Origin of the sequence: Neisseria sp. HMSC056A03, from assembly GCF_001815685.1 — a bacterium.
Taxonomy (GTDB): Bacteria; Pseudomonadota; Gammaproteobacteria; order Burkholderiales; family Neisseriaceae; genus Neisseria; species Neisseria subflava.
The window spans coordinates 95679-117766 of sequence record NZ_KV821641.1; the positions used below are offsets into that span (position 1 = coordinate 95679).

A 22088-nucleotide genomic window follows, 5' to 3' on the forward strand; every position below is an offset into this window, starting at 1 on the left:
CACAGTCTTTATACTACAATAGCACCTTATTGCCGTATGACGAAAATACGGATTTATATTAGAGGAATACAACCGCAATGGCACAAGAAACCGCTTTGGGCGCTGCGCTGAAATCTGCCGTCCAAACCATGAGCAAGAAAAAACAGACAGACATGATTGCCGACCACATCTACGGCAAATATGATGTATTCAAACGATTCAAACCGTTGGCCGTTGGTATCGACCAAGACTTGGTTGCCGCCCTGCCCCAATACGACCCTGCACTGATTGCACGCGTACTGGCCAACCACTGCCGCCGTCCACGCTATCTGAAAGCCCTGGCTCGCGGCGGCAAACGTTTTGACTTGAACAACCGCTTCAAAGGCGAAGTCAGCGCAGAAGAACAAACCATCGCCCAACAGCACCCAGCCGTTCAACAGGCATTGGCTGCACAAGCCGAACGCCAAGCCGCCAAGGCTACCACTGAAGCAGAAGCGGCTCCTGCACAAGCTGAGATCAACGAAGCTGCTGAATAATGTTCAGACGGCCTGATAAGGCTCATACTAAATAGAAAAAACCCCAGTTCAATACGACACTTAAACGTCGATGGATTGGGGCTTTTTATTGCCTTAACCTTATAGTAGGCTGATTAAAAATAGCTTTGTTTATATCCTCACCAAGCCAAGTTTTGAAACCAAAATCTTTTCTAAGCTATTCCCAATAAGGTATTTCTCTATTACCTTGGTTATTCTTGTATCAGTTCAAACATTGAACAACATGATTTATGCATCGTTAAAATAAACTAAAATCTACCCCTTACAAAAATAAGCAAAGGCCGTCTGAAATCGATCTTTCAGACGGCCCTTTTAAATCAAATAATCAATTAAAACACTGCTTGCAAAATCAAATAGCTGACAACAGACAAAATGGCAGCAGCAGGCAAGGTAATAACCCAAGCAAGGCCGATCGGTTTCATCAATTTCCAGTTGGCATTGCGGTTAACCAAGCCGATACCCAAAACTGCACCCACCAAGATATGGGTACTGGAAACAGGCAAGCCCATAAATGATGCGGCCATCACGACGGCAGCAGCAGAAAGCTCAGCAGAAAAACCTGACGCGGGGTGCATTTCTGCCAAGCTGGTGCCAACGGTTTTAATCACTTCTTTGCCGACAAACCACAAGCCGACGATCAATGCGATACCAAAAGTCAACATGGCAATAGGCGGCACGGCGTTTTGAGCGGTAATGCTGTTGGTACGCAACACATCCATAATCGCGGCAAACGGACCAATCGCATTGGCAATATCGTTCGCACCATGGCTGAATGCGAAACCGCAAGCGGTAAATACCTGCATCCATGAGAACATTTGGAAAGTCGATTTATCCAAATCTTTGCGTTTCAAACTTTTGGCAAATACAAACGTACCCATCCAAATAGCCGCGCCAATCATGAAAATGGTCAGGAAGCTGTTGACGTTGCTCATACCCAAATGCAGATTTTTCAGACCTTTGAAAATCAACATTGCCGCAATCATCATGCCACCGACAGAAGCAATAAACGGCACCCAGGAATGCAGGGCTTTGTAAGAATCTACTTCACCCTTACGGCTGTCAAAGCGGTGCAGACCGCGATAATACTCAGACTGCAATTCTTCAGGATCAAAGTCCGGCTCATCATAGATTTGGGCATCATGCGCCATTTTGGTGGCGTATTCGACTTTTTCAGATTCACTCAAGGCTTCAAAAAACAGGCGGTGCTCTTCTTTATAGGTTTTCTTCTCCAGCTTGATGCCTTTGAGCGTATTATCGGCCCAAGAGTTGTAGTCCAAAACGTTTTTCTTAATTCGTGAAAACAACAGATAGGAAACGATGCCGCCCAAAACCGGAGACAATATCCAAGACAAGGCAATTTCGCCCAACTTGTCCCATTGAATCAACGCAACAGAATCCACACCGTTCAATGCCGCCATACACAGAGCACTACCGACGATACCGCCGATAATGGCATGTGTAGTGGAAACCGGCAGACCTTTGTGCGATGCGAAAAGCAGCCACAATGCCGCAGCCAAAAGCGCAGACATCATAATGAAGACAAACTGCATCGGATCCAGATGCATGCCATTCAAATCGACAATACCCTTACGGATAGTATCTGTTACCTCGCCGCCAGCAATCACTGCGCCGCTGACTTCAAATACTGCCGCAATCAACAAGGCTTGCGGAATGGTCAAAGTGCCGGAGCCGACACTTGTACCGAAAGAGTTGGCAATATCGTTGCCACCCACATTAAACGCCATGAAAACGCCGAAAAAGGTAGCAAGGATAAACAGGCCGGAGTGGTTGTAGTGGGTATAACCCAAGCCCCAATAAATAAAATAGCCGACCATGCTCACAAGCATAGCGGCAAAAACCGTATTAATCAGCTTCAAGTTCGCACTCGACTGAGTTTGAGCCATGGAAAGTTTCCTTTTGGAAAACATGTTGAGTCGCGTTATTTTAACCTTTTTGTAATCTTTCTTGCACCAACTATTTACATTAAATGCCGAAATTCCCGTAAAAACGTCAAAAGGCGTTAAAATGTCATTTTACCTTCTCTTTCTGTAACCGAAATGCAACCCCAATACTATATCGGCATCATGTCCGGAACCAGCATGGACGGCGCCGATGCCGTACTGATTCAAATGCAAGGCAAGCAATGGCAACGCGCCGTTGCCCACAGCTTTCTACCCTATTCAGACGGCCTGCGCCAAGAATTGTTGGCACTGCAAAATATAGGCGAAAATGAATTGCACAGAAGCAATATCCTGGCTCAAACACTCAGCCGCCTATACGCCCAAACCGTCCAGCAACTATTGGCAGAACAAAACCTGTCGGCCAAAGACATTGCCGCGATCGGCTGCCACGGACAAACCATCCGCCATGCGCCTGAACACGGTTACAGCATTCAACTGGTCAACCTCCCACTATTGGCCGAACTAACCGGCATTTTCACGGTCGGCGACTTCCGCAGCCGTGACCTTGCCTGCAACGGTCAAGGTGCGCCCCTCGTTCCAGCTTTTCACGAAGCGCTGTTTCAAGATGCGAATGAAACCCGTGCCGTACTCAACATTGGCGGCATTTCCAATATCAGCATCCTCCCGCCCGACACCCCTTCTTTCGGCTTCGATACCGGCCCCGGCAATATGCTAATGGATGCATGGATGCAACATATTTGGCAGCAGCCTTACGACAAAAACGGGGAAAAAGCCGCACAAGGCGAAGTCCTCCCTGACCTGCTCGCTTCCCTGCTCGACCATCCTTACTTCAGCCGTCCTTATCCCAAAAGTACAGGCCGAGAGTTGTTTTCCCTAAGCTGGCTTCAAGGCCGTCTGAAAGGTGATGAAAAGCCGGAAGATGTGATACGCACATTGGTCTTTTATACCGCACAAACCATTTTTGACGCGACCAAACAAGCTGCTCCAGCAATTCATAATCTTTATATCTGCGGCGGCGGCATCCGCAATCCGGTTTTGATGCAAGACTTGGAAACCCTGTTTTCTCCCGACACCAAATTGCACAGCACAGCCAAGCTCCATCTTGACCCGCAATGGGTTGAAGCAGCCGCTTTTGCCTGGCTTGCAGCCTGTTGGTGTAATCAGGTCCCAAGTAATCCCCACCATGCAACTGGCGCACATTCACACCGAATCTTAGGCTCAGGACATTACGGCAACTAAAGTTGAACAAATAAAAAGGCCGTCTGAACATTTTCAGACGGCCTTTACTATATTAGCCTTTACTTATTCTTCTTCCGGCAAACGATTAATTTTTACACGGGCAATCCGTTGTCCGTCCTTCTCAACCACTTCAAAACGCCAGCCATGATAATCAATGAAGTCGCCCACATCAGGAATACTTTGCAATTCTTCCATAATCAAACCGGCAACGGTATGGAAGTCCGCGTCTTCCTCTTGAGCAGGCAGATTTAGCTGAGAAGCCAATTCCACATACTCCAATGCACCATCCACAGACAGCGTTTCATCCTGACTGGCCGGAGCAGCTTCTTCTTCCTCACGCTCGAATTCCTCGGGGAATTCACCAGCGATGGTTTCCAACAAATCTTTCATGGTCACCATGCCCAACACCGCGCCAAATTCATCCACCACCAACGCATAATCCGCGCTGCTTTGACGGAACAATTCAATCGCATTCAACGCCGTCGTACTGTCCGGCAAAATCAATGGTTGACGCAAGGCCGTCTGAATATTGATTTCACCCGATTCAAGCAGTTGGTTCAGCAAATCTTTTTTACTGATATAGCCCAAAGGCTCATCTACACCCGCCTTACCGACAACCAACAAACGGCTATACGGCGTATTTTTCAACTGCGTATTTTGTTCTTCCCGACTTTGGGAAATATCCAATTTCTCAATTTCCCGACGCGGAATCATCACGCCCATAATCGGACGCTCCGCCAAAGTCAGCACGCTGCGAATCATGGATTTTTCGTTTTCTTCAAAATGCTCGTCATCGCCGCCATTATCGCCTGCTTTTGCCAAAATGCTTTCGCGGATACCCATCATGCCCAACACATTTTCAGCAGTACGCTTACGCCAAGAAGTGCTGATGTAGTCATTTTTGCGGGCATTCTTTTGCGAAACCTGATTAAACAGTTCGATCAAAATTGAGAAACCGATCGCCGCATACAAATAGCCTTTCGGAATATGGAAATGGAAGGCTTCCGCAATCAGACTGAAACCAATCATCAACAAGAAACCCAAACACAACATCACGACGGTCGGATGCTTGTCGACAAAAGCAGTCAACGGTTTGCTGGCAGAAATCATCACCGTCATCGCCACAACAACCGCACCCATTGCCACCACAATATGATCCACCATCGCCACTGCCGTAATAACAGAATCGATAGAGAAAACCGCATCCAAAATCAAGATTTGCGCCACAACGCCCCAAAAAGCAGAATGCTTCTTCTGCCCTTCAGCAACAGCAAATTGATTGTGTCCTTCAAGTCGTTCGTGCAGCTCGGTAGTCGCTTTATAAAGCAGGAAAATACCGCCGGCAAACATAATCATGTCTTTACCGGAAATCTCCAGACCGCCCAACTCAAACAAAGGACGCGTCAGCGTCATGATGTGCGCCATAAAGCCCAGCATGAAAATCCGAATAACAACGGCCAAACCCAAGCCCGTTATCCTCGCCCTATCACGTTGCGACGATTTAACCTTGTTTGCCAAAATCGCTACGAAAACAAGGTTATCAATACCTAAAACAACTTCCAAAACCAGAAGCGTGGCAAAGCCTATCCAAGTATGCGGCTCTGCCAACCAACTGAAATCCATAATGATTGTGTTCCTTTAAAATACAAAAAGGCAGCCGTTCCGCTTAAAACGGACAGACTGCCAAAGTTCGGACATAAATAAAGGGAAAGAAGCGGTATAACAACTACTCTGCTCTGCGTCTTTCATGAAAAATTTATGCCTCGGTCAAAAATAATGGCAAACAGTTTATCAGTTTGACGAAAGAAAGGCAAAGTCTGGCAGCATATTTTCTTTTAAAAACAGCCTATACCATCACTTACCAGCTTTCAGACGGCCTTTTCTTACTTGATAAAACCATCAATCGGCGCATAACCCAAGAAATCTGCCTGATCATTCAATATCACAACCCATTCTTTACTGCGCGCACTGGTAAATGGCAAGAAATACAATTCTTTTCCATCGTTTTCCAGCGAAGCCTGTTTAAAAATTGACTCCTCACTCATGCCACGGGCTTTTGCCAAGACAAATAACGGTTTCATTGCCTTACGAATTTTCTCACGTTCCTGCTGCGAATCTGGCAACCACCAAGAAGGCCTCATACTCGGTTCAACACCTTTCAAAGACAAATCAAGACTTTGGTTAGCTTCATCCGGACCCGTTGCTTCACGCAACCCAACACGACGCGCGCCAAACCAAGATAAATCCTGCAAATCCTTCGGGGCATGGCTCAAATCATTTACATCAATTTCTGCAGCAGTTACCACATTTATTCTATCGGTTTCAAATGCGGCAACCACTGGACGCGCCAAAGATACACTGTACAAACCATAAATTAAAGCAGCCAGCTGAATCATGCCGATTAAGGAAAAATCAACAATCCTTTCTTTAAGTTTCTTGCTCGGACTGGCAAGAATCAAAGTCAGCAACGGGCCGCAAACAATATCTACTGAAATGACCAGTTTATATAAAGCCAATCCACCTGTCAGCTCGGCATACGGATAAGGATACCAAACTCCAAATACCAACAAAGCGGCCAATCCTGCCAAAATCAGACTAATCAACAAGTGCCATGCCGCATTTTTTAATGCGAACCGAAAGCGTGATGAAGAATGTAATGTATGTGAGTTTTCCATAGATAACAATAAGATATTATTTTTCTATAAATATTATGTATAGCTTAAAAAATAAATGAGATATTTAAATATGCTGGTAGGCCGTCTGAAAATTGAAGCATTAAGTACAACCATCTCACCACGCATTATCAATATGTTAAAAATACTAATAAATAGATAAAATAAAAACCACCATGCAACATGGTGGTTTTAAAATTTGGCTCCCCGACCTGGGCTCGAACCAGGGACCTGCGGATTAACAGTCCGTCGCTCTACCGACTGAGCTATCGGGGAATTAAAGATGGAATTATATAGAAAATATCAGAAATCTGTCAAGCAACAATCTATATAAAAACAAAAATATTTTTAGGGGCTGTACTAGATAACCAGAATAAATTCTGCTTTACTAATTGTTTTAAAATAGAAATTTGAACTTTTATTTCACCATGGTTAAAACGCCATTCACATTCCTTCAAATACAGCTCAAAATGCTCTTTGGGAATGCCGTTAAACTTACGTAAGTGGCGTTTTGCCTGATTCCAAAAGTTCTCAATTCCGTTGATGTGATTTTGTCGATCAGCAAAATGTGTGCTGTGATTAATGCGAAAGTGGCTAAACTCACTCACATCAAGTACGTCATAGCTTTTGTAACAATCAGTATAAACAATACTGTCAGGCTTTACTTGCTCACGTATCATCGGCAATAAAGTGGCAGTTTGTGTATTGGGCACAGCAACGGTGTAAACCTTGCCGTTGCGCTTCAGAAGTCCGAATACAGCCACTTTGCCGGCTGCACCGCGACCGCGTTTGCCTTTGCGCTGCCCGCCAAAATAGCTTTCATCAACTTCTACTTCGCCATCAAACATTTCCAGATGCGGGCTGTTATGAAAAATTAGTACACGTAAACGATGAAAGTAATAGGCTGATGTGTTTTTATTAACACTGACTAATTGCGCTGCTGTGCGTGCGGTAACACCTGCAATAAACAGCTCAATCAGTTTGTTTTGTTTGTACTGACTTAAACGGCTTCTTCTCATAGGGATTATTCTAACCTAAAATTAGATTTCCCTAGTTATCTAGTACAGCCCCTATTTTTATATCTTTTTAATTTATAAAACTTTTATAAGATTTCAGCAATTTGTTTGGCTGCACGTTTCGCATCTAACAAAATCAAGCCCAATTTACCGCTTTCTTTTGCCATCAATGCCAACACTGCATTTTCACCTGCTTGGCTCAACAGAATATAGCCGTTTTTACCTTTAACCATTACCTGATCCAACTCACCGCAAGCCAACTCACGCACGGAACGATTGCCCAATGCCAAAAGCGTTGCCGACATCGCGCCTACACGGTCTGCATTCAGGTGGGAAGGCAGCATGGTTGCGATCGGCAGGCCGTCTGTAGAAATAACTGCAGAAGCAGTGATATCAGCAGAGGTATTGTTCAAATCGCTTAATACAGAGATTAATAGTTGTTGCATAGTCGCTCCATTCTAAAATAAATATCGGTCAGGCAAAAATCAACGGCTGCCGTATCGGTGGTACAGCACTTTAACCAAAGTAACAAAAGCCTCTTTATTTAAGTCAGGCATTCCACCAATTACCAAAATCAGCTTGGTCATGCCAATATACAGAGGGAAAAAGGTCAATTCACTTTGGCCTGATGGATCACAAATACCCCATGCGCTATTATTGATATGCAGGTTATTGCGAATCAAAAGACGGTGATTGTCTTCCATTTTGGCCACTTCGCTCGCCAAAAGGCCCAACTCTTCCGCAGCCTCGTGATGAAAATTGGCATTGGCAAAATACAAACCGTTTTCATCAGCCAATAAAGCTTTGCCAGAACTAGACAACTGTTCCAACAATGTAGGCAATTGCTCGTCAGTCAAATGGATATCGTCTGTGCTGATTTCCTCATCACCATACAAGAATTCCAAGCGTTGGAGACGGTACAGCAGATTCAAAGCGGTATTGATGTCGCTGGTATCCGCCCACGCCAAGATTTTTTCGCTGCTGATGGTTTCAGACGGCTCTGCACGCAACAGACCATACAATAAAGTTCTGCTGGCACTGGGCGTATCACTTGAAACAGCATAATACGCACCCGCCGGTGTAATCTTAGGATATAAATTTGCTTGTAAAGAGAGTGTCGCTTCCATCTTATACCTCTAATCCGGGGTCAATTGAGAACAACATGGCAGTAACCAATTGTCTTACATCGTCTTTTCGACGCGCATCAATCTCAAAAACCGGTACATTAAAATTATTCTGTGCTAAATATTTTTGATAAACATCCACGCTTGGTAAGGATCGGATATCCATCTTCGTCACCCCTACAACCAGAGGCGCTTTTTTCAGCAACTCCCGGAATGCATCCAAGAAGAATTGCAAGTCTTTCAATGGATTGCTTCTTGTATTATCCAAAAGAAGCACCAAGCCCATACTGCCTTGGCTCAGAATTTCCCACATGAAATTAAAACGCTCCTGACCAGGTGTACCATACAGGTGAACCTTAGTTTCCTCATCCAAATGAATGACACCGTAGTCCATCGCCACAGTCGTGTACCCCTTACGGACAAGTGTAATATCGGATGCGGATGCATCGGTTTGAACCGGAGGTTCATCAGATAAAGCTGAAATTGCAGTGGTTTTACCTACGCCAACAGGACCGGTAAAGATAATTTTATTTTCTTTCATGACGTGTCCTTTACGATTTACCCAGCAACTTACGCATCAGGCGTTGCAACAGGCCGCGAGGTTGTTCTTTCGACGGACCGGCAATTTTTTGAGCCTCTTTGCTCATTGCTGTTTCAGGTACGTCTTTGCTATTCACATCAATCTGTTCGTTCAATGAAGGCGTATTGTTCGCATCAGTTGCAAACTCTGTATCTGTCGCCAAAAAGCCTGTCATATATGTTGCCGATAAATAGTTCAAAATATCAGGCATTTCTAAAGGCATGACTTTATAGAGGATGTTCAGATTAACAGACGTTTTCGTCAGAAATGCCGACAAACGCATAGATTCTGGAACATGTGCCAAACGGGTTAAGTTTGGCCACCGCTTGAGTGTAAAGACAGTTTGCGGCGTCATCGGATAAATCAGACGGCCTGATGCAGTCCAAATAGCCATTTGCCACAAGCATGACATAATGGTGACTTTGGCTTTTTCTTTCCATTGAGGATTATCAGGAACAGCCTTACACACGACAGCCAAGTTATCGTTCTTACACAATTTCTCCAACTCGTTGGCACTGACTGTCAACAGTACTCGCTGGATGCTAGGAAACACGATTAATATCGGCTTGCCTTCATGCAAGACAGCAATATCTTGGTGTCCTTGACTGGCAAATTTTAGCGCGCCCAACAAGCCTTTATTTGGATTAAATCGGCGAATGGTTGCTTTTCTTGTGCCATCTGAATTTGATTGTCTTTTATTCTCTTCAGCCGCTTGTTGTTCAGACGGCTCAAAAACATTGCCGCCTTGAGCCAGGCTGCGCAAAACAGGAAACAAGGTATCGAATTTGACCGGCTTAGCCAAATAAGGAGTCGTTACTGTCGGCAACTCGGAAGAAAACATAGCCACAGGTACTTCCGGATAAGTTTTCTTCGACTCTTTCCAAGCTTCTAAACCTGCCGGAGTATCGGTATCAACCAATACCAAATCCGGTTTTTCATCAGAGTCAGGGGAAACGATGACGTAATTCGTCGTATTGTGCATTTTAAATGCCATACGGAATACCGCCTGCTGTTGCTCGCCCATCTCCTGTAACATAACCCGTATGGTTTTAATTTTTGGTAAATGATTATTCATCACTCGTACTTTCTACGATTATCTTATTTTTTTGAATATTGGTTCATTCGTTGCAAGAGACGGCTCATTGCCAAGACAACCTCTTCAGGCAGGCTGACAACACGCTCACGCAACAAGCGCAGAAATTGTTCTAAACGTCCCCAATCTTCAACGCGTTCGTACAAATCAAACAAGATAATGTACAACTGCGATTCTTGAGGATACTGCAAAACAGCCTGTTCCAAAGTACCGATGGCCAAATCCAATTGACCATAAGCCAACAAAGATTCCACTTCTTTCAGAGCCTCATCAGCTGGTGAAGAGCTGGCGCTGATAACTGAAGAGTCTTTTTGAACCAACTCACGATATTTGGCTTTCATCTGCAAAGAACTTGGCTGAATGTAACCGCGTTTCAAGCCAATCTCTTTAATTTGCTGTTCAGACGGCCCTTTTTCCAAATCATCAAAAATTTCGTGATAACCAAGGTTATAACCCCAACCAAGCATACGTTCTTTTACTTGACGGCCATATTGACCCAAAGAGTGGTAAAGCTTCCACAGATGCTTGGCAAACTGCCCTACTTCTTCATTCTGATAATCCAGACGCAAGGCATCGATAATGAGACCAGCGGGCTTCGCAGAAGTTTGGATTGCTTTGTTGTATTGATGCAAAGCAGTCTCGTAGCTAATCTTGTCTTTCAAGATTTTTGCACTACGCTCCGGTTTGGCAAAACCAATAACCGCGCCCATCTCTTCAGGGCTGATTTCGCCAAAATCTTTCTTGCCTAATACGATAGGCGCACGTTTGCCCATGCCTGGAACGACAATGCGCTCAACCGAGTCGTTCTCAAAGGCAATATGCTCGTCGGAAGCAACTTCCAAACCGCTTTGTTCGCCAATTTGACGGTCCACTTCCTGCATATTCCAACCAAGATGATGCTCGGCAAAAACACGCAGGCGCAGGTTAGTAGAATCCAAAGCCAGACCGGCTTTCAGGTATTCGGCTATGCTGTCTTCAGAAAGGGAGGCACTATGACGCTCAAGCGTATCCGCCAGCATGTCGATATTGCCGACACGCAGATTCAAACCGATTAATTCATGAACCAGCTTTTCCGGAGCACCGTCTTCCAAAGTATTGAGATAACCGGCCAAAGACTCCGCTGCTTTGCTCTCATAGCCGAACTGTTTATAAACCTGATATTCGGTCAACGGATCGACTTCTTGTGCGGAAACAGAAGCTGTTGCATCGTTTGAGCCGCTTCCACCCCATTCCCAGTCTTGATTATCCGCATTGGAAACTGTCTGGTTGACTTTCTCAATCCAGTCGTTTCCATCCTCAGAGGAGGCTGTATGAGCAGCAGACGTACGGCCGCTTTTTGATGCATGTGCGCTTTGTTTATCTGAATTGTTACTTTGTTTATGACGAACAAAAACCAACACCAGCAAAAAAAGCACCAGCAAAAAAATAGTTAAAAGTTGATAGTTCAAGAACACCTCCCGGTCTTGTGCTGCAAACTGCATTTATTAACATCTGTTGCTTTACACGCAACTTCAACGTTATTAATTCCCCAAACGAATGATGATAACATGAATGCACTCATTTTTACATTAAAAACCCTACTCACATAAAGGACTTGATACCAATTTACAACTCAAACACACCGATGGATTCAACATGCGAGGTTTGCGCAAACATATTCATGATTCCTGACGCCTTAAACTTATAGCCCTTATCAACCAAGACACCGGCATCTCGTGCAAATGTTGATGGATTACACGAAACATACACTATCTTCTGAGGCAAAAACGGCTTGTGTAGCGATTTGACAACAGCATAAGCCCCGTTTCTCGGCGGATCCAGCAACATCTTGTCAAATCGCCCCCACGACTCAACAGTCTTTTCATCGGTATCGAATAAGTCTGCAACAGAAAACGTCATATTCTCGGCACAACGATTCAGACGAGTATTTTCCCTTGCCCTATCTACCAGATAATCGGCACCTTCAATACCGACAACCGATGCGCCACTTTTTGCCAGCGGCAAACTGAAATTGCCCAAACCGCAAAACAGATCGGCAATCCGCTCCCCTTTTTGAGGGTTTAAAAGTCTGACAGCCCTTGCCACCATCACTTCGTTCAGCTGCGCATTAATCTGCGTAAAATCACCAGGCTTATAAGGCATTTCCACATCAAATTGAGCAAAAGTATAGTTCAGGGCAGGCGCGTTCTCAGGGTAAAACGGCAAGGACTCGGCATGATCCTGCAACCATATTTGCCATGCCTTTTCAGCACCCGACAATATCTTATCAAACCAATTACACAATTCGCTTAATATTTGTTCAAACGGTTGATTTACGAAACGAATGTTGAGTACCGTCACATTTTTCCCGCAATAAAACTCAACAAATTTCACTTTTACACCGTCATCATGCAGCTTTTGCAGCAAATTGCGGACATCAGGCAATCTATCGGACACATGCTTAGGCAAAATATGGCAATGGCGGATATTGACGACATCATGGCTTTTTTTGGCCTGAAAACCGAGTTTCAGACGGCCTTGCTTATCCACCGAAACACTTAAACGTGCTCTATCGCGATAATACCAGGAGTAACCATATAAGGGAGGTAAAATTATCTCCGGCTTGACCTTACCTATCCGTTCCAACTGTTCTTCCAAAATCCGTTGCTTTAATGCAACTTGCGCTCCGAAAGAAACATGTTGAAGCGAACAGCCACCACATGTATCAAAATAGCAACATGCGGGCTCGACACGTTCGGAAGAAGCCTTCAAAACCTTTTCAACTTGAGCCTCGGCAAACTGCTTTTTCTCTTTATGTATGACAAACGTTACACGCTCTCCAGGCAGCGCACCGCCGATAAATACGGCCTTCCCATCAACTCTGGCAACACCCCTGCCCTCATAATCCAAAGAAAAAACTTCCGTTTCTTGATACTGTTCTTTCACACCCATACCGTTTCCGTCACTCAGCCGCTCCCCGACCATTTAACTGTCTTCCAATACCGAAAGCGCATATTTTCTCACAAAAACACAGAGTTTCAGGTATCATGCGCCAAAAACTTTCATTTCAAACCCTACAAAAAAAGACGACATGAAAAAAATACTATTCGGCCTGACAGCCGCCCTTTTAACTTCAGCCGCTGCTGCAAACACGCTTATTCCAGACGTCTCCCCCGCCTCTTCCGGACAACACGTCGTTATCAATATTACGCAACAGCGTTTGTTCCTCTACGACAACGGCAAACTGAGCAAAATTTATCCTGTTGCCGTCGGCAAAGCCATGACCCAAACCAATCTGGGCGAACATAAAATCGGCGCAAAAGCCTACAACCCAGTTTGGCATATCCCTAAATCCATTCAAAAAGAACGCAATGACGGCGTAAAAAGCGTACCGGCTGGTCCAAATAATCCGCTGGGCCCCGTATTTGTCCGTCTTGGCGACCCTAAATTAAGCCTTGGCATTCACGGCACCAATGCCCCTGCCAGCGTACCCGGCGTCCGCAGCCATGGTTGCGTGCGCATGAAATCGCCTGACGCATTGGAATTCGCCAAAACCATCGCAACAGGTTCTCCTGCCTCCGTTATCTACCAAATGGCAAGCCTGAACGAAGATGCCAACCAAAACTTGTGGCTGGCTGCCTATCGTGACCCATACGACAAGAAAAACCTTGATACGGCTGCCCTGAAAAAAAGCATTGCCGCCTGGGCAAAAGCGCACGGCAAAACCATTCCTGCCGCACGTGTGGATGCAATCCTGAAAGGACGCACCGGCGCAGCAAACTGTCTGACCTGCGCCAAAGGTGTGAAACTCAAATCGCCTTTGAAGTCTTTGGCATGGACCAGCGGCACGGATGCTTACAGCAAACCTAAAGTCATGCCGAAACCGGCTCCTGCTAAAGATGTGGTATTGCCTCAAGGAACTGAAATCGAAGTCGATGCTACCGACGATACAAACAAGGCAGCATCCGAACCGAAACAAAGCGTTCGTCCGACTCCGGTGAAACCGGCAAAACCTGCTGCCAAACCGGCAACCACTCCGGCCGATGCTCCTGCTTCCGCGCCTAAAGCCGCTTCCGAACCGGCTACTGCCCCAGCCTCTTCTCCTGTGAAAGATGCTCCGGCAAGCAGCGAACCGGTAGATTTGTTGTTCTAAGCAGAACAAAATACATAGCCAAAGGCCGTCTGAAATGAATTTTTCAGACGGCCTTTTCGTACAACTGGATATTGAAAATATATGCTCTCTTAATTCAGACGGCCTTTTTACTTTCCAAATATTCCGACAAACCGCGCTCGCGCAAAATACAGCTTGGGCATTCATGACAACCACCGACCACGCCGTTATAACAGGTATGCGTATGCTCGCAGATATAATCCAACGCACCCATTTCATCCGCCAATGCCCATGTTTGCGCTTTGGTTAAATACATCAAGGGCGTGTGAATTTGAAAAGCGTAATCCATGGCCAGATTCAGCGTGACATTCATCGACTTGACGAACACATCGCGACAGTCGGGATAACCCGAAAAATCGGTTTCGCACACGCCGGCAATGATATGGCGTATTCCCTGCCCTTTGGCGTAAATAGCGGCGTAAAGCAAAAACAAAGCATTGCGTCCATCTACAAATGTATTGGGCAGGCCGTCTGGAGCTGTTTCAATGTATGCCGTATCATCCATCAAGGCATTGTGTGTAATTTGTTGCATCAGGCTCAAATCGAGTACCGTCTGCTTCACACCCAAATCTTGGGCAATCCAACGCGCTCGCTCCAATTCGATGGCGTGGCGTTGCCCATATTGAAAAGTGATGGCCTGCACATTTTCACATCCATATGTTTGAATTGTCTGAATCAGGCAGGTTGTTGAATCCTGCCCGCCCGAAAAAATAACGAGGGCCTGCTGTTTTTCCATAGTAAATTCCTAGTTTTGTTAACGCGGGAGGTTTGCGAACCGCGTGATTCGAAGATTGACGGATTATAACGGATTTCATCTATAATCACGGCACTTCATTTTCTTTTATATAGCATAATTATGAGCATCTACGCCCTGAAACCAAAATTCCAAAACCTTTTGCGCCCCATTGTTAAGCGACTTTATCAAAAAGGCATTACTGCCAATCAGGTTACTCTGTTTGCCTGCGCCGTTTCTATTTTGATTGGTTTGCTTTTAGCATTGTTTGCAGGTGTATCCACATTATTCTGGCTTTTGCCGATTTGGTTGTTTGTCCGCATGGCGCTGAATGCAATGGACGGCATGCTGGCACGGGAGTTCGGCCAGCAATCGGCATTAGGCGGTTATTTGAATGAAATCACCGATATTGCCGCCGATGCTGCTTTGTATCTGCCTTTTGCCTTTATCGTTCCCTTCGGCGGCGTGCAAATCGCCCTGTTTATTTGTCTGGCGGCAATGACTGAGTTTTGCGGCGTTTTGGGACAAGTCCATGGCAACGGCCGTCGTTATGACGGGCCATTCGGCAAAAGTGACCGCGCATTCTTTATCGGTGCATTGGCCGTATGGTATGCAATCGACGGTAGCTTCCATTCGACTTTCTATATCCTTATGTGGCTGGCCTGCGCGGCATTGGTTTATACCTGTTACAAACGTGTCATCAATGGCTTGAAGGCCGTCTGAAACCTGTCCGCATTCTTGGGTTAATCACCGTTGATTAGAGTATTTAAACCCATCTCCTCGTTTTAATGAAAACAAAAAGGCCGTCTGAAACCATAAAGTTTATGGTTTCAGACGGCCTTTTATCCAGTAGCCAAGATAACTTACTGTTTACCCAGTTGACTGTAATCTACCAACATATACTTGGCAGTAATTTTCTGCGAAGCATTGCCTTCATCGCCCATCAGAATCATCTGCGGCTTGCCGTTAACGGTAATCGAATCGACGGCCTCAACGTTGGTGATGTGTTGCAGATTAGGCAGAGAGATTTTTTGCGGTTCATCGGTCGGATTACCGCTCCAAGTCCACAGTTGCGAGAATTTCTGTCCATTCTCATCCTTCACTTCATTGGCAATCACGTAAGTTTTCAACACAGGATCATAGTTGAGGGAACGGATACCGCCGCCATCAATATCAATCACGGCCACTTCATCAAACTCAGGCTTGGCATTGTGCTCAAACACATCTTTCGGATTGCTGATAAACGCAACCAAAGCCATGTTGTTGAACTCAGGATCACGGAATCCCAAAACAAGACGTTTTTTCACCGGATCAAACGCCATGCCCTCAATATTGATTTCTTCAAAAGAAACTTCTGCCTTGGTTCGCTCGCGAATCAAATCATGCAGCTTGTGATCGGTTTCCAAAACCTGCGTCAGATTGTCGTAGCTGGTCAGCCCCAACACGTTGCCGTCTTGGATTTTAAAGCGCATCAGGTGTTCGCGGTCAGGCGAGCGGTTGCCTTTACGGGTGCGCGAGTGTGAAGTCAGTGCGTAGATAAAGCCTTCATCGTCGCGAGCCAAAGCCTCCAAATCGCTGAGACGACGTTTGAAACCGGTAATCACGCGTGTATCCAATGCCTCGTCTTCCACAAACCTGCCGGTTTTATCAATGCTGATGATACTGAACGCATGGTTGGGTTCGTCTTCCGCGATCAGCAACTTACCATCCGGGAGCTGTTGTACGGCAGAAGGCTCAAATACTCCGTTAAACATATTGATACCCAGCGAACGCAGCTCTGCCGCATTGTTGGCCGGAGGCGTCAGCAATGACGGCAATGTTTTCACGCCGATAAATGCCGCCAACGAAGCCAGCAAGCCCCAGCGGAACACCGCATAAGATAAGTTAATGTATTTAAACTGTTTATCTGCCAACAAACCAAGCCAATAAAGATGATCGCTCATCTTTTGATAGATTTGTTTACGGTCGCCCATAATCTCCTGCATCATTTCCCAATATTGATCTTTTTGCAGTTTTACACGGTCTTCATAAATCAAAATATTGGGTTGGCTGCCGCCAAAAAAGCGCGTTTCGGTACTGCTGAGACGGGTTTTCAAATCCCGCAGCTTAGAACGTCCACGGACAAAATCCTTCAACCATGTACGCGCCGCCTGCATTTTGCCGATACGTTCCGGCGAAGCAGAAAGCAATGCAAACACGATAGACGCTGCGGCAGTAATCATAAACGTACTGGCCGGAATCAAAAACTCGGGCGATGATGAAAAAATAAACGCGCCCGAAATCATCAGTGCAGAAACAATAAAACCATTCAGCGAAATCATAATGTTCGCTTTAGTTGCCGCCAGCGCCAACAATTCCATCTCCGAGCGTACGGCGTTGCGGAACATGGTTTCCACGCCCTTATTCGTACCCAACAGATCAGACGCATTTAAATCCTCGGCTTTATCTTTTTTCTTCTTCGCCTTGTCTTTTTTACGTTTGGCCTTCTTCTCGTTTTTTTCAGACGGCATCTCAGGATGTTCAACTACTTCCTGACCTTCTACCGCTTCCTGAATTTCTACCGCGTCAGCCACAACCTCAACTTCGTTTTCAACAACACTGTTTTGATTGTGATCCCAAAAATCACCATCCTGTTGGGATTCGGCAGCTGCGCCGTCGTTTAAAGGTTGTTCTTGGTCGCCTATCTGCTTCGGCTGACCATCTTCCTTCCAATCATTCAAACTCATATTATGACTCCCAACATCAAACACTTTGAACTACATGGAAAATAAAAAACATATTTAGTTCATTTATTTTAGATAATTTACATGCCGTTTACATTCTTTAAATGCCTAAATAGCAAACTGTCGCAGGACCAAAAGCCCTACGACAATCCACTTTATATCGAAATATTAATAATCGATGCGTTCTTTAATAATTTTCAAATCAGGGTAAGACAAAACAATGTCGTACTCACGGCCATCTTTAAAAGCCTCAATATCCAATACAGGCTGACCTCGACGGCTATCGGCTTCAACATCGTGAACTTGATAGCCGCGTTGTTCCAACATTTTTACGGCTTTAGCACGGTTTTGCTCGAAGTTTTTGTCGCTGTAGATTTTGTGTTCGATGTAATCGCTGGCACCGGCAGTAGCAGCAGACAAAGCAACGATGGCAGTCAATAAGAATTTTTTCATGTTTGATTTCCTTTTTAAATGTGTATTCGGGTTTCGATGGATGTATTAAAACATGACAAAATTAGCAGTTAATTAGTGCTTGGTTAAACACAGTAAAGGCCGTCTGAAAACTGTTCAGACGGCCTTGATTCTTAATCATCAAATTTCAAACGTATTGCACAAATGTAAATCCGGAGGGTTAGAAACGATGAAAAGCCTGCAGCGAATATTCACCCAACAAATGGACAAATCATGAACAAATTTTGCGAAATCACCTTCTGCCAACAAATCGGCAGCAACCAACAACACAACCAAGATGCCCTTTTTAACGGCGAACAAGTGTTTCAATATAAACTCAAAACCGCTGAAACACGTCTTGAAACCCGTCCACGCTTTATCATCGGGATAGCCGACGGTATTTCCAATAGCAATCATCCCGAAAAAGCCAGCAAATCAGCCATGCACCTATTAAGCCGTACAGCCAAACTCAGCCGTCAAACCATCAATCATGTACAAGCCGCTTTATCTCAAGAGTTGGCAGAGGATTATTTTGGTTCATCAACCACTTTTGTTGCCGCAGAAATCGACCAAACCACCGGCCAAACCAAAATCATCAGCGTAGGCGACAGCCGCGCCTATTTGATTGATACACAAGGAACATGGAAGCAACTGACCCAAGATCACTCGATACTCTCCGAATTGCTGGATGGTTTGTCGGATAAAAAAGAAGAAGGGTTCGCCACCATATATGGCGGCGTTTCTTCTTATCTAGTAGCAGATTATTCCGAATTCCAAGACAAAATGTGCCATATCGAACTTACGCTTAAAGCAGGAGAAAGCCTGCTGCTTTGTTCAGACGGCCTAAGTGATGCTCTTTCAGAAGAAATAAGAGAAAAAATTTGGCAACAATATGATAACGATAAGTCCCGTCTGACTGTGTTTCGTAAATTAATTGCGAAACAAAGAGTTTATGATGATATGTCGGTAGTAGTTTGTAAGATTATCCAAACACCCTCTATCCAACCTTTTAACAATCACTGTCATCCGTTTTAAGTGAAATTTGAAACCATCTTTTACCATTTCTCTCCATCATTGCATTCGTCCGATATGTCATGATACTGTTCAAAAAACATGACTATTAGGAGTTTCTCATGTCCGAACAGCAAAAATACTTTTCTACCCAAGACGGTACTTCGCTTTTCTACCGCTATCGCCCTGCTGCCGATGGTTCTTCCGACAAAGCCATTGTGCTGTTCCATCGCGGACATGAGCATTCTGGCCGGATGATGTTTGTGGCGGATGAACTGGGTTTCAACGATTTTGCCTATTTTGCTTGGGATGCGCGCGGTCATGGCTACAGCCCCGGTGAACGCGGCGATAGTCCGAGTATCGGCACTTCGGTTGCAGACGTAGATGATTTTATCCGACACATCCAAAGCGAATACGGCATCAAACCTGAAAACATCTGCGTGATTGCGCAAAGTGTCGGTGCGGTATTGGTTTCTACTTGGTTGCACGATTACGCACCGAAAATCCGTTGCGCCGTATTGGCTTCGCCTGCGTTCAAAGTCAAACTCTATGTTCCGTTTGCCCGTACCGGTTTGAAAATCATGCAAAAATGGCGCGGCAATTTCTTTGTCAACAGCTACGTCAAAGCCCACTATCTGACCCACAATGTCGAACGTCAAAAAAGCTACGACAATGATCCGCTTATTGCCCGCGCTATTTCTGTACGCATCCTGCTGGGTTTATATGAAGCGGCCGAACGTGTGGTTACCGATGCACAAGCCATTACTACGCCTGTACAACTGTTGATTTCAGGCAGCGATTGGGTTGTTCATCACAAACCGCAACACGATTTCTACAACTGTTTGGGCAGCCATATTAAAGAACGCCATATCCTGCCCGGTTTCTACCACGATACTTTAGGCGAGCAAAACCGTGAAATCGCGTTTGTTGAAATGCGCCGTTTTATCCGCGAGCGTTTCAATCAGCCTTTGCAACAAGTCGATCTGACTCAAGCGCACTTATTTGGAGACAGCCGTCGCGAAGCTGACGAACTGGCTACACCTTTGCCTGTTTGTACGCCTCGCGGCGCATTTTGGGCAACATATCGCGCCTCGCTCAAACTGGGTTCGCGCTGGAGTGAAGGTTTGAGAATCGGTCAAGAAACAGGTTTTGATTCGGGTAGCACGCTGGATTACGTCTACCGCAATCAACCGCAAGGCAGCAATGCTTTCGGTGTATGGGTGGACAAATACTATCTCAACGCCATCGGCTGGCGCGGCATTCGCCAACGCAAAGTCAATATCGGCAAAGCCATTCAGACGGCCTCAGCCAAACTGCGTGAAGCAGGCAAACCGGTACACGTTTTGGATATCGCGTCCGGTCATGGCCGCTATGTATTGGATGCCCTAACTGCCGACACATTGCCTGATTCCGTACGCTTGCGCGATTACAGTCCGATTAATGTTGAAGCCGGACGCAAACTGATTGCCGAGCGCGGCTTGCAAGAGACGGTAACCTTCAATGAAGTCAATGCCTACGACCGCGCCAATTATCACGATTTACAGCCACGTCCAACGCTGGGCATCGTCTCCGGCCTACATGAATTGTTTGCCGACAACGATTTGATTTTGAACTCGCTCTACGGTTTCGGCGAAGCTATTGAAACCGGCGGCTACCTGATCTACACCGGCCAGCCGTGGCATCCGCAACTGGAAATGATTGCCCGCGCCCTGACCAGCCACAAAGCAGGCAGCCCAAACTGGGTAATGCGCCGCCGCAGTCAGCAGGAAATGGATCAGTTGGTTGAAAAAGCCGGTTTTGAAAAAATCCATCAATGGATAGACGAAGACGGTATTTTCACCGTGAGCTTGGCAGTGAAGAAATAATAAAGATAATAGCAAAAAAAGGCCGTCTGAACCTTGTTCCGGTTTTCAGACGGCCTCAATGATGCTTAAATCGTTCGCTTTGAATGAAAGATTGATGTAAACAGATTCGTCGTTTTTCATGATGAAGTGGTTATGCTTTGTCAATACCTATGACTTCAGAAGTCGTCTAGTTATTTCTATTGAAATAACAGCCAAATATGAGTTTTATTTGGTATTACTCCACAAAATAAAAAAGTGATTTTTGGAATAGACTATCCGGAGCCATCATTGCATCACTTTTAAAGTAGAACATATATCTTACCTATTCCGAAAAAATATACGATATACCAATATACAAAGAAATTCTCGGGAGCGCTTGCTCAAATTTCAATAAGTTGAAATCCCATAATGCTAAAGTTACTTACATTACTGCTTGTTTCCACATTTTCAGCTATCTGCCATGCTGCTGCGGTTGACTGGACACCATTATTGCAATCTATGAAACGAGATTGTACTTTTGATTTAGAAGCCCTGCCTTATGAAAAGTCTGAAATAGACAGACTACCTACGAAATACCGTACATCCGTTCTCCGTAGCCATAACAAGCAGACGGCATCAGGAAGTGAAGTATTAATTATCGAATTGAAAAATTCTGTTGCTTTCGGACAACCCTTATCTGCTTTGACCATCGAATCCAATGAAAGATACGGCTACGTCAAAATGAAATTTTCCCCAAATGCTGATGTGCCTAGGCTTATTGCCTTATTTACAACACCGATCAATAGACAACGCGGAATATTGGCAGCAGGCAAGATACAGAATTTTTGTATCAAAGGAGCACACGGCACGTTGAAACAATACCAATCTTCACAGCATCACTGGCGAGCCGTTTCAACAGATGGTCCGTGGCAGGAATTCCGCTACCATCCAAAAGAAAACGCTTTATCCTGCCTTCGCTCCGATCAATACGGCGATGAATTGAGATGTCCAAAATAAGT

General features: G+C 45.3%; 20 protein-coding genes, 1 tRNA gene and 1 riboswitch. Of the genes, 7 read left to right on the forward strand and 14 right to left on the reverse strand.

The window, feature by feature from the left end:
• Positions 1-77 precede the first annotated feature (77 nt).
• Entirely contained in the window at positions 78-515 is a 438-nt protein-coding gene (locus tag HMPREF3052_RS07415) for a ProQ/FINO family protein (RefSeq protein WP_070749366.1), read from the forward strand.
• Between the two features lie 347 nt (positions 516-862).
• On the opposite strand, the gene HMPREF3052_RS07420 is transcribed toward HMPREF3052_RS07415, so the two are convergent.
• Entirely contained in the window at positions 863-2437 is a 1575-nt protein-coding gene (locus HMPREF3052_RS07420) for an inorganic phosphate transporter (protein WP_003684438.1), read from the reverse strand.
• 153 nt (positions 2438-2590) lie between these two features.
• On the opposite strand from HMPREF3052_RS07420, the gene HMPREF3052_RS07425 reads away from it, so the two are divergent.
• A complete protein-coding gene (locus HMPREF3052_RS07425) occupies positions 2591-3694 on the forward strand; it encodes an anhydro-N-acetylmuramic acid kinase (RefSeq protein WP_070749367.1) in 1104 nt (367 codons plus the stop codon).
• Positions 3695-3757: 63 nt separating this feature from the next.
• Here HMPREF3052_RS07425 and HMPREF3052_RS07430 read toward each other — a convergent pair whose 3' ends face one another.
• The 10 genes from HMPREF3052_RS07430 to rlmD form a co-directional block, all read right to left on the reverse strand.
• On the reverse strand, positions 3758-5317 hold the full coding sequence (locus tag HMPREF3052_RS07430; protein WP_070749368.1) for a TerC family protein: 1560 nt from the start codon (positions 5315-5317) through the stop codon (positions 3758-3760).
• 260 nt (positions 5318-5577) lie between these two features.
• Positions 5578-6369 carry a hypothetical protein gene (locus tag HMPREF3052_RS07435; RefSeq protein WP_036472651.1) on the reverse strand — a complete coding sequence of 264 codons (792 nt, stop codon included), beginning with the start codon at positions 6367-6369 and terminating at the stop codon, positions 5578-5580.
• Positions 6370-6566: 197 nt separating this feature from the next.
• A tRNA-Asn gene (locus HMPREF3052_RS07440) sits at positions 6567-6642 on the reverse strand.
• 50 nt (positions 6643-6692) lie between these two features.
• Positions 6693-7385 carry an IS1595-like element ISNesp1 family transposase gene (locus HMPREF3052_RS07445; RefSeq protein WP_070749369.1) on the reverse strand — a complete coding sequence of 231 codons (693 nt, stop codon included), beginning with the start codon at positions 7383-7385 and terminating at the stop codon, positions 6693-6695.
• A gap of 83 nt (positions 7386-7468) precedes the next feature.
• Positions 7469-7828 (reverse strand): roadblock/LC7 domain-containing protein, encoded by a 360-nt coding sequence (locus HMPREF3052_RS07450; RefSeq protein WP_070632593.1) that lies wholly within the window; start codon positions 7826-7828, stop codon positions 7469-7471.
• Positions 7829-7867: 39 nt separating this feature from the next.
• Positions 7868-8509, reverse strand: a complete 642-nt coding sequence (locus HMPREF3052_RS07455) for a peptidase M23 (RefSeq protein ID WP_070632596.1) — start codon at positions 8507-8509, stop codon at positions 7868-7870.
• A gap of 1 nt (position 8510) precedes the next feature.
• Entirely contained in the window at positions 8511-9047 is a 537-nt protein-coding gene (locus HMPREF3052_RS07460; protein WP_003684400.1) for a GTP-binding protein, read from the reverse strand.
• A gap of 10 nt (positions 9048-9057) precedes the next feature.
• Complete coding sequence (locus tag HMPREF3052_RS07465) at positions 9058-10161, reverse strand: response regulator (RefSeq protein ID WP_003684312.1); 1104 nt, start codon at positions 10159-10161, stop codon at positions 9058-9060.
• Positions 10162-10184: 23 nt separating this feature from the next.
• Positions 10185-11660, reverse strand: coding sequence for a 23S rRNA methyltransferase (locus HMPREF3052_RS07470; protein ID WP_070632597.1), 1476 nt, complete (start codon positions 11658-11660; stop codon positions 10185-10187).
• A 124-nt stretch (positions 11661-11784) separates the two neighbouring features.
• Positions 11785-13110, reverse strand: a complete 1326-nt coding sequence (gene rlmD, locus HMPREF3052_RS07475) for a 23S rRNA (uracil(1939)-C(5))-methyltransferase RlmD (protein WP_070749370.1) — start codon at positions 13108-13110, stop codon at positions 11785-11787.
• 139 nt (positions 13111-13249) lie between these two features.
• Between rlmD and HMPREF3052_RS07480 the strand changes: the two genes are divergently transcribed.
• Positions 13250-14311, forward strand: a complete 1062-nt coding sequence (locus HMPREF3052_RS07480) for a L,D-transpeptidase (protein WP_070749371.1) — start codon at positions 13250-13252, stop codon at positions 14309-14311.
• A 94-nt stretch (positions 14312-14405) separates the two neighbouring features.
• Here the strand turns inward: HMPREF3052_RS07480 and queC are convergent, their stop codons facing one another.
• Entirely contained in the window at positions 14406-15065 is a 660-nt protein-coding gene (gene queC, locus HMPREF3052_RS07485) for a 7-cyano-7-deazaguanine synthase QueC (RefSeq protein ID WP_070749372.1), read from the reverse strand.
• A 3-nt stretch (positions 15066-15068) separates the two neighbouring features.
• Positions 15069-15114: riboswitch (PreQ1 riboswitch) on the reverse strand.
• Between the two features lie 71 nt (positions 15115-15185).
• Here queC and HMPREF3052_RS07490 point away from each other — a divergent pair.
• Complete coding sequence (locus HMPREF3052_RS07490; protein ID WP_070749373.1) at positions 15186-15785, forward strand: CDP-alcohol phosphatidyltransferase family protein; 600 nt, start codon at positions 15186-15188, stop codon at positions 15783-15785.
• A 140-nt stretch (positions 15786-15925) separates the two neighbouring features.
• Here the strand turns inward: HMPREF3052_RS07490 and HMPREF3052_RS07495 are convergent, their stop codons facing one another.
• Positions 15926-17788, reverse strand: a complete 1863-nt coding sequence (locus HMPREF3052_RS07495; RefSeq protein ID WP_070749374.1) for a Pycsar system effector family protein — start codon at positions 17786-17788, stop codon at positions 15926-15928.
• Positions 17789-17953: 165 nt separating this feature from the next.
• Positions 17954-18238 (reverse strand): PepSY domain-containing protein, encoded by a 285-nt coding sequence (locus tag HMPREF3052_RS07500; protein WP_003684382.1) that lies wholly within the window; start codon positions 18236-18238, stop codon positions 17954-17956.
• 231 nt (positions 18239-18469) lie between these two features.
• Here HMPREF3052_RS07500 and HMPREF3052_RS07505 point away from each other — a divergent pair, with 231 nt between their 5' ends.
• The 3 genes from HMPREF3052_RS07505 (at position 18470) to HMPREF3052_RS11430 (ending at position 22086) form a co-directional block, all read left to right on the forward strand.
• Positions 18470-19270, forward strand: coding sequence for a PP2C family protein-serine/threonine phosphatase (locus HMPREF3052_RS07505; protein ID WP_070749375.1), 801 nt, complete (start codon positions 18470-18472; stop codon positions 19268-19270).
• A 98-nt stretch (positions 19271-19368) separates the two neighbouring features.
• On the forward strand, positions 19369-21111 hold the full coding sequence (locus HMPREF3052_RS07510) for a bifunctional alpha/beta hydrolase/class I SAM-dependent methyltransferase (protein WP_070749376.1): 1743 nt from the start codon (positions 19369-19371) through the stop codon (positions 21109-21111).
• Between the two features lie 387 nt (positions 21112-21498).
• Positions 21499-22086 (forward strand): hypothetical protein, encoded by a 588-nt coding sequence (locus HMPREF3052_RS11430; protein ID WP_083318805.1) that lies wholly within the window; start codon positions 21499-21501, stop codon positions 22084-22086.
• The last annotated feature ends 2 nt before the right edge of the window (positions 22087-22088 follow it).

Bases quoted from the DNA above. Each gene is read 5' to 3' on its own strand.
- HMPREF3052_RS07415 (WP_070749366.1), top strand. From the start codon at position 78: ATGGCACAAGAAACCGCTTTGGGCGCTGCGCTGAAATCTGCCGTCCAA.
- HMPREF3052_RS07420 (WP_003684438.1), bottom strand. From the start codon at position 2,437: ATGGCTCAAACTCAGTCGAGTGCGAACTTGAAGCTGATTAATACGGTT.
- HMPREF3052_RS07425 (WP_070749367.1), top strand. From the start codon at position 2,591: ATGCAACCCCAATACTATATCGGCATCATGTCCGGAACCAGCATGGAC.
- HMPREF3052_RS07430 (WP_070749368.1), bottom strand. From the start codon at position 5,317: ATGGATTTCAGTTGGTTGGCAGAGCCGCATACTTGGATAGGCTTTGCC.
- HMPREF3052_RS07435 (WP_036472651.1), bottom strand. From the start codon at position 6,369: ATGGAAAACTCACATACATTACATTCTTCATCACGCTTTCGGTTCGCA.
- HMPREF3052_RS07445 (WP_070749369.1), bottom strand. From the start codon at position 7,385: ATGAGAAGAAGCCGTTTAAGTCAGTACAAACAAAACAAACTGATTGAG.
- HMPREF3052_RS07450 (WP_070632593.1), bottom strand. From the start codon at position 7,828: ATGCAACAACTATTAATCTCTGTATTAAGCGATTTGAACAATACCTCT.
- HMPREF3052_RS07455 (WP_070632596.1), bottom strand. From the start codon at position 8,509: ATGGAAGCGACACTCTCTTTACAAGCAAATTTATATCCTAAGATTACA.
- HMPREF3052_RS07460 (WP_003684400.1), bottom strand. From the start codon at position 9,047: ATGAAAGAAAATAAAATTATCTTTACCGGTCCTGTTGGCGTAGGTAAA.
- HMPREF3052_RS07465 (WP_003684312.1), bottom strand. From the start codon at position 10,161: ATGAATAATCATTTACCAAAAATTAAAACCATACGGGTTATGTTACAG.
- HMPREF3052_RS07470 (WP_070632597.1), bottom strand. From the start codon at position 11,660: ATGCAGTTTGCAGCACAAGACCGGGAGGTGTTCTTGAACTATCAACTT.
- rlmD (WP_070749370.1), bottom strand. From the start codon at position 13,110: ATGGGTGTGAAAGAACAGTATCAAGAAACGGAAGTTTTTTCTTTGGAT.
- HMPREF3052_RS07480 (WP_070749371.1), top strand. From the start codon at position 13,250: ATGAAAAAAATACTATTCGGCCTGACAGCCGCCCTTTTAACTTCAGCC.
- queC (WP_070749372.1), bottom strand. From the start codon at position 15,065: ATGGAAAAACAGCAGGCCCTCGTTATTTTTTCGGGCGGGCAGGATTCA.
- HMPREF3052_RS07490 (WP_070749373.1), top strand. From the start codon at position 15,186: ATGAGCATCTACGCCCTGAAACCAAAATTCCAAAACCTTTTGCGCCCC.
- HMPREF3052_RS07495 (WP_070749374.1), bottom strand. From the start codon at position 17,788: ATGAGTTTGAATGATTGGAAGGAAGATGGTCAGCCGAAGCAGATAGGC.
- HMPREF3052_RS07500 (WP_003684382.1), bottom strand. From the start codon at position 18,238: ATGAAAAAATTCTTATTGACTGCCATCGTTGCTTTGTCTGCTGCTACT.
- HMPREF3052_RS07505 (WP_070749375.1), top strand. From the start codon at position 18,470: ATGAACAAATTTTGCGAAATCACCTTCTGCCAACAAATCGGCAGCAAC.
- HMPREF3052_RS07510 (WP_070749376.1), top strand. From the start codon at position 19,369: ATGTCCGAACAGCAAAAATACTTTTCTACCCAAGACGGTACTTCGCTT.
- HMPREF3052_RS11430 (WP_083318805.1), top strand. From the start codon at position 21,499: ATGCTAAAGTTACTTACATTACTGCTTGTTTCCACATTTTCAGCTATC.